General features: G+C 37.3%; 8 protein-coding genes and 1 pseudogene. 5 read left to right on the top strand and 4 right to left on the bottom strand.

What is annotated here, in order from left to right; genetic code table 11:
• Positions 1-99 (top strand): annotated as a pseudogene (locus VB264_RS25180) (IS982 family transposase); the annotation flags it as partial.
• A 20-nt stretch (positions 100-119) separates the two neighbouring features.
• On the opposite strand, the gene VB264_RS25155 reads toward VB264_RS25180, so the two are convergent.
• The 3 genes from VB264_RS25155 to VB264_RS24415 all read right to left on the bottom strand — a co-directional run bounded on the left by VB264_RS25155 (position 120) and on the right by VB264_RS24415 (position 4,301).
• The gene (locus VB264_RS25155) at positions 120-302 is read right to left on the bottom strand and encodes a transposase (protein ID WP_407654672.1); all 183 of its coding nucleotides are present in this window, start codon (positions 300-302) and stop codon (positions 120-122) included.
• Positions 303-613: 311 nt separating this feature from the next.
• Positions 614-3,868: a TonB-dependent receptor gene (locus VB264_RS24420; RefSeq protein ID WP_323253951.1), complete on the bottom strand. Its 3,255-nt coding sequence runs from the start codon at positions 3,866-3,868 to the stop codon at positions 614-616.
• 79 nt (positions 3,869-3,947) lie between these two features.
• Positions 3,948-4,301: a hypothetical protein gene (locus VB264_RS24415; protein WP_323253949.1), complete on the bottom strand. Its 354-nt coding sequence runs from the start codon at positions 4,299-4,301 to the stop codon at positions 3,948-3,950.
• A 908-nt stretch (positions 4,302-5,209) separates the two neighbouring features.
• Between VB264_RS24415 and VB264_RS24410 the strand changes: the two genes are divergently transcribed.
• A complete protein-coding gene (locus tag VB264_RS24410) occupies positions 5,210-8,704 on the top strand; it encodes an amidohydrolase family protein (RefSeq protein ID WP_323253946.1) in 3,495 nt (1,164 codons plus the stop codon).
• Positions 8,705-8,906: 202 nt separating this feature from the next.
• Here the strand turns inward: VB264_RS24410 and VB264_RS24405 are convergent, their stop codons facing one another.
• Positions 8,907-9,239, bottom strand: coding sequence for a winged helix-turn-helix transcriptional regulator (locus VB264_RS24405; protein ID WP_323253944.1), 333 nt, complete (start codon positions 9,237-9,239; stop codon positions 8,907-8,909).
• A 106-nt stretch (positions 9,240-9,345) separates the two neighbouring features.
• On the opposite strand from VB264_RS24405, the gene VB264_RS24400 reads away from it, so the two are divergent.
• The 3 genes from VB264_RS24400 to VB264_RS24390 all read left to right on the top strand — a co-directional run bounded on the left by VB264_RS24400 (position 9,346) and on the right by VB264_RS24390 (position 12,419).
• Complete coding sequence (locus tag VB264_RS24400; protein WP_323253942.1) at positions 9,346-10,104, top strand: SDR family NAD(P)-dependent oxidoreductase; 759 nt, start codon at positions 9,346-9,348, stop codon at positions 10,102-10,104.
• Between the two features lie 202 nt (positions 10,105-10,306).
• Positions 10,307-11,059, top strand: a complete 753-nt coding sequence (locus VB264_RS24395; protein ID WP_323253940.1) for an SDR family NAD(P)-dependent oxidoreductase — start codon at positions 10,307-10,309, stop codon at positions 11,057-11,059.
• A 271-nt stretch (positions 11,060-11,330) separates the two neighbouring features.
• Positions 11,331-12,419, top strand: a complete 1,089-nt coding sequence (locus VB264_RS24390; RefSeq protein ID WP_323253938.1) for a ligand-binding sensor domain-containing protein — start codon at positions 11,331-11,333, stop codon at positions 12,417-12,419.
• Positions 12,420-12,597: the final 178 nt, after the last annotated feature.

Genomic DNA, 12,597 nt, shown 5'->3' with positions numbered 1-12,597 from the left:
GCAAAACTCCCTAAAAAGATTCATGCTGTCACTGCAAAAGGGTTTTTATTGAAAATTCTTTGCTTTATTATCATGTATATACTCGATAGACAGTTTTAACACTACGCAACTTACATTAATTAATAATATTTTGAGAAGTTGATTTTTAAGTTTGTACCAACATTATTTAAACAATCAAGGGTTGGGTATCTAAGGTTGTCGAATGCTTGATAATCATCTGGTTTCAACCACCGAGATTTAAGCTCTTTCCATAATCTTTCAATTATATTCAAGTGTGGAGAATAAGGAGGCAAATAAAATATAAATAGCCTTGCTCCTCGAAGTCTCTGACTTCGTGGTACAGATAAAAGACAATCTATGATTGTCCGAGCTATTTATTAGAAGAATGCAAAGAGGTCGATATGTTGATTTTTTTTGGATTAACATCCTTTTTATCTATACTTCGAGATGCACTTCTGAACATCTCGAAGAGCTGGATTTATTTCTAGCGAGGGACTTAAGTCCCTCGCTAGAAATAAATAATTTAGAAGAGTGATTGCAACCAAAAAAAAAGTTCGAAGTGAAGCACTTCGAACTTTCCACAATACCAATATGATGTTTTAAATTCAAATTCTTAGAAACTATATCTTAATCCGAATTGAGCTTGGTATCTTGATGCCAATTGGTCAATTGAATATGGCGTACTTGGCTGAATAAAGTTATAAGTAGGGTCAGCAGATGTTCCTGAATTCTTACGTACTAAACCAAGACTTGCTGTCGAGTTGAATGTGTTTGATACAAAATAAACTCTACCCCATTCGCTATTCAATAAGTTCGTGAAGTTGATAATATCTAATGAAATCTGAATAGTATGAGCTTTCTTGCCAACATTCAAAGCAATATCGTGCATCAATCTAATATCTGCTGTTGTGTTCCAAGGCGTACGTCCACCGTTACGTTCTGTGAAATCTCCTTTTCTAGTGCTTAAATATGAATCACCGTTTACAAAGTCCATAAATTGTTGTCCTTGTTGAGCCGCCGTTACTGTATTACCGTTAGCATCCTTGTAGTCAACCATGTATTTTGTAGCCTCAGCAGCATCTTTGAATACATAAGCTAAACCAGCAGCCTGTGGCGTGTTAGCAAGCGTTGAGTTAACAAATCCCCATGTGAATGGGTTACCCGACTGAGCAATGATTACACCTGATACAGTAGTAGCATGGCGTGGATTCCATTGTTTTCTATAACCAATAGAGGCTACAATTCTATTTCTAATATCAAAGTTTGAATAACTTAATTTAGGGTCGTTCGGTGTTAACGATTGATTCAACTGCCAGTTAGATTCCATCGAGTTACGTATACCATTGGTAATATCTTTCGACTGTCCGTACGTATAGGCTACCGAGAAATTCAAGCCAAAAGGATATGTTTTAGCAAGTTGTGCAGTTAAGCTATATCTATAACCTTGCGAAGTGTTAGATAACATATAAGCATTAGAGAAGACCGTATTGATTTTCTGACCAGTAGCACCGCCTGATAAATAAATAGGCATTTGTTGCTGTGTATCATAACTGAAATACTTAACAGAGTCTTTCAAGTTAACTTGTTGGAATTTCAAGTCGTTGATAACCTTTGTATAGATACCCTCTAATGTTAATTTATAGCCATTTTTAGTATAGTCAACAGCGAAGCTACTTCTCCAAACCTGTGGCATTTTAAAGTTGTTGCTTACAGCATCTACTTGTGTTTGATTTCCTTGTCCGTTATTGAAAGCAAAAGTTTTAGCACCGTCTTTCAAAACATCTCCTTTTACACCTGCTTTAGTCGCAAGGTTGTTCACATCAAACGAACCGTATCCAACACCATCGTTATAGAAAGCATAACCTAACCAAGCAAATGGAATTTTACCAGTGAAAATACCAGTACCTCCTCTTAATACTACCGATTTATCACCGTTTACATCATAGTTAAACCCAATTCTTGGTGAAACCAACACTTGTCCGAAGATTTTGTTGTCAATCTTAGCCAATGGCGTAGCAGTATACGTTGTACCAGCATTTGGATCAATTGGAGTTGATTTAGTACCAGCACTGATTGATGGTGAATCTGTAGAAGCTAAGTCAAAACGAATACCTGGTGATAATTTTAATTTATCAGATACCTGAATTTCATCTTGTGCGTATACACTATACATACCTACGCTAAATTTGGCATAAGGATTATCGAAGTTATAGTCGCGGTCGTTGTTAGTAAAGTTATATGAACCACGTACACGGTTTACTTTACTAGCAAAGAACTCATCTAATGTTCTGTATGCAATTCTACCGTTCCAAGAGTTTACAAAACCGTAATTGATGTTATAAATCTCGTTGTGTGTACCTACCAAGAAAGTATGTTTTCCTTTGAACCATGTAAAGTTATCCGTGAATTCAAATGTTTTTTGTTTCATGTTGAACACGGTAGCCTCACGGTCGTTACCAAAGAAGATGGTTCCGCCATTGTATGAAATCTCTGTCTGAGGCATCGAAACATTACCACTTAGTGGTTGTCTGTAATCGTGAATATCAGAATAACCTACAATCAAACTGTTAGACGCATTACCAAATCTACTTTTCAATTCTGCTACTGTTGAACTTTGGTTGTTGATTTGCTTGAAGTCCATGCTTGCAAAACGGAAGTTGGCAGCGTCACGCTCAAGGTTGGTAGCTTCAGAAGTAATGTAGTTATTACGGATAGATAATTGATGTTTATCAGAGATGTTCCAGTCTAAACGGTTAAAGAATTTATTGCTGTTTGAATAAATATTGTAGTTGTTGGCTTCACCTACGTCAAACCCATAATTAGTTTTTACAAAGTCTGTAATTTTCTGAGCAGTCGCTGCATCAATCAATGATAATTGCTTTCCATTCGCATCTGTATAACCTGCACCATAGAAAAGGGGCTCTTGGCGACGCGTAATTTCTTCGTTAGTAAAGAAGAATAATTTGTTTTTGATAAGTGGTAAACCTACTCTGAAACCCGTTTGATAGTCATGGTAACTACTTGGTATTTTAGCACCATCGCCAGCATTGTTTGGGCCAGTGATGCTTGCATTTCTTCCAAAACCATAAGCCGAACCCGATACGTCGTTTGTACCACTACGTGTTACGGCGTTGATAGAACCACCTGTAAAGTTCCCGATTTTTACATCGTAAGGAGCAATGTAAACTTGAATATCCTGAATAGCATCTAGTGAAATAGGGTTGGTACGTGTACTACTACCAGGCATTCCTGATGAGCCTCCCTGTCCGCCTAAAGATGGGCTAAAGCCAATAGCATCGTTGTTGATTGTACCATCTATCGTTACGTTGTTATAACGGAAGTTTGTACCCGCAAATGAATTGTTTGAACTTTGCGGAGTAAGGCGGGTCATGTCGGTGATACTTCTGCTTAAAGTAGGTAACGATTTAATCTGAGCCTCGCCCAAGTTAACACCAGCACCAAGTTTAGTACCACCTTTTTCACCTTTCACCACTACTTCGCTCAACGTTGTGCTTTCTTCTTGGATAACAAAGTCAAGATTCGAGGTAGAACCAAGGTTTAACATCAAGCCGTCTAATACCTTAGGACTATATCCTACAAAAGTAACTACTACTTTATAAGGCCCGCCAGGGTTCATGTTACCAATGGCATAATGTCCATCAACACTTGCTGTAACACCGTATTTGGCTCCTGTAGGCAAAAAAGTAGCGATTATCGTTGCTCCAGGAATCTCTGCACCTGTTTTGTCTTTTATCCTTCCTGAGATAGAAGAAGTAGTGATTTGAGCAAAAATCTGTACGCCAGAAAAGAGCATAGCAATAATGCTAAACAGTCTGAATGACTGCTGAAAAGTAGGAAACTTTTTCATGAGGTTGAATTTTATGAAATAATTAATGGTAGCATACAGAAATGTATGCACAAGAGATTAGTAAGGAAATGGGGGAAATCTAAATTAGAATCTGTAATAGAAGAATAAATAAACTAACAGTATTACGAAATTGGATAGTTGAATAGTGAGATAAATTAGAAATTGGTGTGTTAGTGATTTTATTGAAGTTAAAACCATCTAAAATAAGGGGGTGTTCAATTTCTTTTGTTGATTCATCCTCTTGTGACTCATCATCAACTTCTTCATCAATTTCAAGCACTTGGCTTGATGCCTTTGTTGAAACGCACTTATTCCCTTTATGATACTCGCTGAGATGTATAGACAGCCCCGTGTCAGTTTTTGCATAGTTTTGAGAAACTTTGAAAAAACTAAGACAAGCAATAAAGAGTAATATGTACTTTATGTTTTTCATACTGATGCACAAAATTAGGCAGCCAATATTAAGAGGTCGTTCTCTGAATGTTAAATTAATGTTAAATTGAAATTAACTTAACAGCGTTCTTCAAAAGTGCATGGTCATTCTATGACTATAATGTGTAGTACACAGTATCCAAAACATTCTACCCCGCTGAAAGTAACAAAAATTGCATCAACGTATAACATAATCGTTATGCAAATAAACTTCAGTTTTTCCCCCAAAAAAAGGCTACATTTTTCCTATCAAAAAGAAACAGATTAGTGAAGTTCGTTTGTCAATGAATAGAAAAGGAAGTAAATAGAAATGAGCGCTAAAAAGGAGTAGCTTTGCTTTGGTAGTTGCTTCTGCAGTGCTTTGGTAAAAAATGCCACAGCACTGCAGGAGCAACTACCAAAGCACTGTAGAAGCAATGCTAGTATAATAAAACTATATAAAACTTAAGAAAACTATATAAACCTAATAACAACAACAGCAATGAAAAATTTGTTGTTGTTTTGAAGAATGGATATTTAAGTTTTTAAATGATGTTTTTAAAAATAAAGATAAGTGGGGGCATATTTTTATAAAAAGTAAAAAAGCTTTTAAAAAAAGTCTTTCCGCTCTGCAAAAATCATGAGGAAAGATTTTGTTTTTTAAAGAAAAAACGCTATATTGCTTAAGAGTTTCGACGCCTGTTATCTCCTGTGTTCCTGTTAAAAATCAAAAAATCTTACCAAGTTTTTTATCAATGGAAATGTTAAACGTTTTCTGATTGATTTTGTGTGCTGGATAAATACCGATAGCATAGCACTAAGTTATATTATCTGTAAAGAGTGAGTGTGAAAAAACACCTCTCCAAAATATTTATCCTAAAAAATAATCATTATTTTAGCTTATCAATTCAACAACATTAAATCAACAAAATGAAAATCACTTTTCCACAAATTAATCCTAAAAACCTATTGATATGCCTAGCCGTCACTGTATTTGCGATGATAGGAATGGCTAACTCAATCACTAAAATGCCACTGTTGCGCATTACTGCTGGCGATACCCTCAAAAAAGACACCACCAAGTATGTTGGTTACAAAGATTTACCCCTAAAGGCTACCCGTAAATTCAAACTCAATACCGACGAAGGTACATGGTTATCACTAGATGTTAGTCCAGATGCTAAAACTATCGTTTTCGACTTAATGGGTGATTTATACACCATGCCTTTTGCAGGTGGAAAGGCTACCAACATTACCAAAGGCTTGGCGTTTGATACCCATCCACGTTATAGTCCAGATGGTAAAAAACTGCTTTTTATCTCTGATAAAAGTGGTTCTGATAATGTTTGGGTGATTGATTTCGAGAAAAAAGATACCGTACAAGTTACGAAAGACCGTGACCAAAACTTTGAAGCGGCCGAATGGACACCAGACGGGAATTACATCGTTTTTGCCAAAGGACGTATGAACGTGCAGTTATGGATGATACACAAAGATGGTGGCGGAGGCGTTCAGCTAATCGACCAACCCGCTAACTTAAAAACAATAGACCCTGCGGTAAGTCCCGACGGACGATACATTTATTTCTCGCAAAGAAGTGGTGCTTGGAACTACAACGCCATGATGCCACAGTACCAAATCGGCATGTACGACCGCGACAATGCTAAACGCACTACGATTACTTCCAGATATGGCTCGGCATTTTCTCCGACATTATCTAGTGATGGAAAATGGATGGTGTATGGTTCACGTTTTGAAGAAAAAACAGGCTTGGTATTAAGAAACTTGGAAAATGGTGATGAAAAATGGTTGGCTTATCCAGTACAAAGAGACGAACAAGAATCCATTGCTACGATGGGCGTGTTGCCTGCGATGTCTTTCACACCCGACAATCAGGCCTTGATAGCCTCTTACGGAGGTAAGATTTACAAGATAGCTATCAATGGAGGTACGCCAGTACAGATTCCGTTCACGGTAGATATGGAGGTAGAAATGGGACCAAGATTAGCATTTAAGTACCCAATTTCGGATACGACCCAAACCTTGATTTCTCAAATTCGTGATGCGGTGGCTTCGCCAGATGGCAAGCAATTGGCCTTTACGTCGTTGAATCGCTTGTATGTGGCAGACTATCCAAATGGTACTCCTCGCAGAATTACCAACAATGATTTTACAGAAGCACAACCTGTGTGGTCGAACGATGGCAAGCAATTGGCTTTCATTACATGGACAGCCAAAGGTGGAGACCTTTATAAAGTGAATGTAAGTGGTACGCCCAACTTACAAAAATTGACGACTGTTTCAGCCTTGTATAGTCAACCCGTTTGGACACCAAAAGACGATAAAATCGTATTTATCCGTACCCAAAAGAGAGCCTTCAAAGAATCGGTAGGCCCTGTTGCTTCAAGTTCAGAAGATGAAGTTTGCTGGATAGATGCCAAAGGAGGAGCCATTACGGTGATTGATAAAGCACAGGGAAGAGGTAATCCACATTTTGTTAAAAACATCGATAGAATTTATTTGAGCGGAGGTGATGGCTCATTAATCTCTATTAAATGGGATGGTACAGATGAAAAAATACTTGCGAAAATCACAGGTATTACGACCTACGGCATGAGCATAGAAGGCGAAGAATATGTACACAACTGCATGATTTCGGAGAAAACAGCCGAGGCCATGGAAGTAAACAGGGCAACGAATGCTTCGCAAGTGATGATGTCGCCAGATGGTGAAAGGGCTTTGGCACAAGTAAACAATGATATTTATGTGATGACGATTCCTAAAACGGGTAAAACCGTAAATATCTCTGTTTCTGACCCTGCTTCGGCGCAATTTCCTGCACAAAAATTAACAGAAATAGGGGGAGAGTTCCCTTCATGGTCTAGCGATGCTAAAAAAGTACACTGGTCGTTAGGACGTTATCATTTTGTATTTGATTTAGACAAAGCCAAAGCTTTTGAAGACAGCGTGAAAACAGCTAAAAAAGCATTAGAAAAAGCCAAAGCAGATTCGTTGCATAAAGTGAAAACTGATACGGTGAAAATAAAGGTAGATAATAAAGTGAAGGCGGATTCTGTTGCTAAAAAAGTAGCTGTTAAGAAAGCAGATGCAACGTATAAACCTGAGGAGGTAGAGATCAAGCTTTATTTCACACGCGATATACCTACAGGAAATGTATTGTTGAAAGGAGGGAGAGTCATTACGATGAATGGTAATGAGGTGATTGAAAATGGAGATGTACTGATAGAAAACAACAGAATAAAAGCGGTAGGCAAAAGCGGAACGTTGAAAGGAGTCGGCAATGCCAAAGTAATTGATGTGAAGGGCAAAACCATCACCCCAGGGTTTGTAGATACCCACGCGCACATGTGGCCACAGTGGGGCATTCAGAAAAACCAAGTATGGGTTTATGCCGCCAATTTGGCTTATGGCGTAACAACCACCCGTGACCCTCAAACGGCTACAACCGACGTATTTACGTATAGTGATATGGTGGACGCGGGTAAAATAGCAGGTCCAAGAATTTATTCAACTGGTCCGGGGGTTGGCTTCTGGTCGTATAATATCAAAGATTCAACTGGGGCGATTAATGCGTTGAAACAGTATAGCAAATATTACAATACCAAATACATCAAAATGTATCTGACAGGTAATAGACAAACCCGTCAGTGGATTATCAAAGCGGCAAAAGACCAAAAATTGATGCCTACAACCGAAGGTGGTTTGAACTATAAGCTGAACATGACTAATATGCTAGATGGTTACCCAGGGCATGAACACGCTATTCCTGTATATCCTTTGTATAACGATGTGGTGAAATCTATCGCTTTTTCTAAAATGGCCGTAACGCCTACTTTCTTGGTAGCTTACGGAGGACCGTTTGCAGAGATTTTTTATTTTGAAACCGAGAACCCGTACCACGACAAAAAGATGCAGTATTTTATGCCTTATGAAGAATTAGCAGGAAAAACACGTAGAGTATCAGGTTGGTTTTTACCAGAAGAACACGTGTTCCAGAAACATGCAAAATCAATGAAATCGATGGTAGAAAATGGTTCATTGGCAGGTATTGGTAGTCACGGAGAGTTCCAAGGGTTGGGTTATCATTGGGAATTATGGTCGATGCAAAGCGGAGGGATGAAAAACTTGGATGCCTTAAAAGTTTCTACGATTTTAGGGGCCACGGCTTTGGGCTTGGATAAAGACCTTGGAAGCATCGAAAAAGGGAAATTAGCTGATTTATTAATCATGGATAAAAATCCTTTAGAAAATATCCGTAATTCAAATACCTTGAAAATGGTGATGAAAAATGGCAGAATCTATGATGCAAATACCTTGAATGAGATTTATCCAACGCAAAACAAATTGGTAAGAAGTGAGTATGAATTTGAAAAGCCTTCGGAGAATACGGGGGTTAAGGAGTAACCTAATTGGCAGTCGCTTCCTTTAGATACGCAGTCACTCGCTTCAAGCGAGTGACGACTATTATAAGGTTTCCAGCCTTTTCCTTTTCCGAGGTCATTGATATAAAGAATACAAGTGTTCTGTGTATCAATGACCTCGAAAGGAAAAAATTAAAAATAGTAAATCCATAAACCTATTATTGTGCTACTTTTAATCAATCTCTTTAGGAAATGGAAACTATTTCATATTTTAGATTCCATTCTTTTATGCTTTCTAAAATAGGCAAAAAAGCTAAGCCTTTTTCAGACAACTTATATTCTACTCTTGGTGGTAATTCCTTGTAGGCTATTCTTTCTAATAGTCTATCTTCTTCCAACTCTTTTAACTGTTCCGTTAGTACTTTCCTTGAAATATGTGGTACTATGGCATCTAACTGACCAAAACGAATAGTTCGTGTTCCAATAACATTAATAATTATCGGTTTCCATTTATTACCAATAGTGCCAATGGCTCTTGTAAATGGGCAATTTGAATTACAGAATTTCTCGTCTCTCATATTTTTAAAATTTGTAGTTACTCAATAGTAACCAGAATAAACTATAATAGTTACAAAGGTAAACTATTGATGGTACCTTTACGAAACAAATTTAAAAAATAAAATAATGAGTAGATTAAAAAACAAAGTAGCAGTAGTTACTGGCGGTTCCAAAGGAATAGGTGCAGCTATCGCAAAACACTTTGCTGAAGAAGGTGCAAAGGTTGTTGTAAACTATGCTTCAAGCAAAGAAGCAGCAGATAATGTGGTGAAAATTATAACTGATAATGGTGGCATTGCCATTTCGGTCCAGGGCGATATTTCAAAAGAAGTCGATGTAATCAGGCTATTTGAAGAAACAAAGAAAGTTTTTGGCACATTGGATATTTTGGTAAACAATGCTGCCCATCAGCAATATTTACCGATTGAACAGGTATCGGTAGAAAATTTTCACAAACATTTCGATACCAATGTTTTGGGGGCTACACTTGCTATCCAAAAATCTTTGCAACTGTTTAATGATAAGGGTGGCAGTATAATCAATATCAGTTCTGTTGCAGGTAAACTGCCTATGGCGGGGGTCTTGTTATACGCTGCAACTAAAGCAGCAATAAATGCCATAACGATTTCATTGTCAAAAGAACTTGGCTCAAAAAATATTCGTGTCAATGCTATTTTGCCAGGTGCTACGGAAACAGAAGGTGCAACTAATGCAGGCGTAACTTCTGGTAGTGAGGCAGAAAAAATGTTTATTACCAATACACCGCTTGGTCGCAGAGGTCAGCCCGAAGATGTTTCGAAAGTCGCTGTTTTTCTTGCTTCTGATGAGGCAGCTTGGATTACGGGAGAGAATATTTGCGTTTCGGGTGGTTTGTATGGTTTTTAAATTTTTATTAGTTAATAACAGATTTTATTTAATGAAGCTGTTTAGACTTTCCGTTTCTTAGGTGTAAGTATTGTATTTTTGAATTGATTTTTTCAAAATTTGTGAAGCATAGCATCGCTACGTTGAGTAAATTTTGGAACAAGCTATTCTAAAAGACTTAGTTTAACCCGAAAGGGAAAGTTTAAACAGCTTCAATAGAAAAATGATTAAATTAAAAAACAAAGTAGCACTTATCACGGGTGGTAATAGCGGTATTGGATTTGGCATTGCCCAAGAATTTGAAAATGAAGGTGCAGTAGGTGTTATTGTCGGCAGAAATCAGCAAACTTTAGATAGTTCTGTAGCTCAACTTGGAGGAAATTTTATAGCCATAAATGCCGACGTAACCAACCTTAATGACCTTGAAAGAGTGTTTAAAGAAGCATCTGAAAAATTTGGTAAAATAGATATTATTGTTGCCAATGCAGGTGGTGGTGCAGTAGGAACTGTGGCAGATATTGGAGAATCTGACTATGACAAGACAATGGATTTAAATATGAAAAGTGTTTACTTCACGGTTCATAAAGCACTGCCCTATATGAATGATGGTGGTTCTATTATTCTTATAGGGTCTAATGCGGCACATAGGGCTTATCCGTCTTTTACGCTTTATGGTGCTGCAAAAGCGGCTGTAATCTATTTCGCAAAAGCATTTTCAAGCGACCTTTTAAGTAGAAAAATTAGAGCAAATGTAATAACACCAGGTACGACCGATACTCCGGCATTTGAGAAGTTTGTTCCAACAGAACAAATTGATGCCGTAAAAAAACACTTTGCAGATTTAATGCCGATAGGAAGGATTGGGCAACCATCTGACATTGGCAAAACAGCGGTTTTCCTAGCTTCTGATGATTCTTCGTTTATGCTTGGTGCTGAACTCCTTGTAGATGGTGGGTTAACATATTTAGCTAAATAAAACAATTATAAGCTTAAAAAACAACTTTACAGAGTCATTAGAATTAGTTGTTAGAATTTGAATTTTCAACGTCAGAAAAAACTAAACTTTTGAACAAATTTGTAGCTTGCACAAGTAATAGGCTGACAAACCTTTTGCTTGTGCATTTTTTGCGGTTGCCAGTGTCTTAACTGGCATTTTTTTTATTTGATGTGCTAATTACTTAATCTCATCTAAGCTAACATTAAAAACCTAAAACTATCAAAATTCTAAACAGTAAAAAACTATGATTATGACATTGAACAAAATAGTACTTTTTAGCTTTTTGATGATTTTTACTTCCTGCCACGGGCAAGAAAAAGCCAACACCCTCAAAGCCCCAATTGTTTCCAAACCAAGTCCAAGAGTGATAAAAAACTTTAATTCAGCGGCTTTAGCTCCTGATTTTGACACTACTTTAGTGAGTCAATACATCCGAAGTATTTTTGAAGACTCGAAAGGAAATTTATGGTTTGGCACCATTGGCGAAGGCGTAGTGAGGTATGATAAAAAAAACTTAACCTATTTTTCTAATCCTGATGGTTTTACGAACAATACTGTTTTTGCCATTGATGAAGATAAAAATGGCAATATGTGGTTTGGTACTGACCAAGGAGTATATAAATATGATTCCAGACAGGTAGTTGGTAAAAGATTTAGAAATTATCATCAAAAAGATGGACTACAACATATTAATATAAGTCGGAAAAGTATTCTTGTTGACAAATCGGGGACAGTTTGGGTAGGTACACACGGCGGAGTTTATCAATATAATCCAACAGCAGATAGTTTGGGTAGTCAATGTTTCTCGTTATTTCCTTTGCTTCCCTCTATCAATGTTGCGGGCATTATGGAGGACAAGGATGGAAATATTTGGTTTGCTTCGTCTGATAAAGGGGTGTTTCGCTATGATGGAAAAACGATTGTAAATTTCAATGAAAAACAAGGTTTGGGCGATAACTATGGAGGAGGTATCGCTCAAGATAAATTGGGCAATATGTGGTTTACCATGAAAAACGGTATTTGTAAATTTGATGGCAAAACTTTTACAGAATATACTCCCAAAGATGGCTTAGGAGGAACAGAGTTTTGGGGAATAATGATAGAACAGTCAGGTATCGTTTGGATTACAGCACGTGGCAGTACTACCAGATTTGACCCATCAGTTCCTCTATCAAATTCCAAAGCATTTACTGTATTTACACCTGCTAACGGTTTAAATTGTTGTGTCCAAAGTATGTTTCAGGATAAATCTGGAAATATGTGGTGGGGTACTGGGCAAGGACTTTTTAGATTTAACGGCTCTGAATTTTATCAAGTGAAGCAGAATGGTCCTTGGTAGTATTTACAAAATGGGAGATAAGATAGAATTGAAAGAAAATATTCTGTATATAGGCCTTTTCCGTGGTCTGTGGCACACCATAGCCGTCAGGCTATTGATTTATTTTATTAATTTTGTCTTCAAAATCTGATACAATGAATTTAGAAGATATATCAAACTCAATTGAGTTTTTAGAAAT

Origin of the sequence: Arcicella aquatica (assembly GCF_034928825.1) — a bacterium.
In the GTDB taxonomy this organism is placed as follows: Bacteria; Bacteroidota; Bacteroidia; order Cytophagales; family Spirosomataceae; genus Arcicella; species Arcicella aquatica.
The sequence above is the reverse complement of the archived record's forward strand: the minus strand, read 5'-3'. Positions and strand labels throughout refer to the sequence as shown.

Bases quoted from the DNA above. Each gene is read 5' to 3' on its own strand.
- VB264_RS24420 (WP_323253951.1), bottom strand. From the start codon at position 3,868: ATGAAAAAGTTTCCTACTTTTCAGCAGTCATTCAGACTGTTTAGCATT.
- VB264_RS24415 (WP_323253949.1), bottom strand. From the start codon at position 4,301: ATGAAAAACATAAAGTACATATTACTCTTTATTGCTTGTCTTAGTTTT.
- VB264_RS24405 (WP_323253944.1), bottom strand. From the start codon at position 9,239: ATGAGAGACGAGAAATTCTGTAATTCAAATTGCCCATTTACAAGAGCC.
- VB264_RS24390 (WP_323253938.1), top strand. From the start codon at position 11,331: ATGACATTGAACAAAATAGTACTTTTTAGCTTTTTGATGATTTTTACT.
- VB264_RS24410 (WP_323253946.1), top strand. From the start codon at position 5,210: ATGAAAATCACTTTTCCACAAATTAATCCTAAAAACCTATTGATATGC.
- VB264_RS24395 (WP_323253940.1), top strand. From the start codon at position 10,307: ATGATTAAATTAAAAAACAAAGTAGCACTTATCACGGGTGGTAATAGC.
- VB264_RS24400 (WP_323253942.1), top strand. From the start codon at position 9,346: ATGAGTAGATTAAAAAACAAAGTAGCAGTAGTTACTGGCGGTTCCAAA.